General features: G+C 75.4%; 1 protein-coding gene. It reads right to left on the reverse strand.

The genetic code is table 11. From position 1 onward, the window contains the following. Positions 1 to 255 (reverse strand): ABC transporter permease subunit (locus Q5L94_RS13925; RefSeq protein ID WP_411161949.1); only part of this gene is annotated, 255 nt, incomplete at its 3' end. Position 256: the final 1 nt, after the last annotated feature.

Raw genomic sequence — 256 nt, forward strand, 5'->3', positions numbered from 1 at the left:
CTGGTAGCCGGCGACAAGGGCCTCGGTCAGGCCGATGATCATGCTGCCGGCGAGGGCGCCGGTGGGTGAGGCCATGCCGCCGAGGATCGCGGCGGGGAACGCCTTGAGGGCGATCTGGCCGGTGGTGCGTTCCAGGCCGGGTGCCGGGAACGCGGCGAGGAACACGGCGGCCAGCGCGGCGAGCGCTCCCGCCAGGCACCAGGCGAGGGTGCGGACCCGGACCAGGCGCACGCCCATGAGGGACGCGGCCTCCACG

This window comes from Idiomarina sp. Sol25 (assembly GCF_033052775.1).
In the GTDB taxonomy this organism is placed as follows: Bacteria; Pseudomonadota; Gammaproteobacteria; order Enterobacterales; family Alteromonadaceae; genus Idiomarina.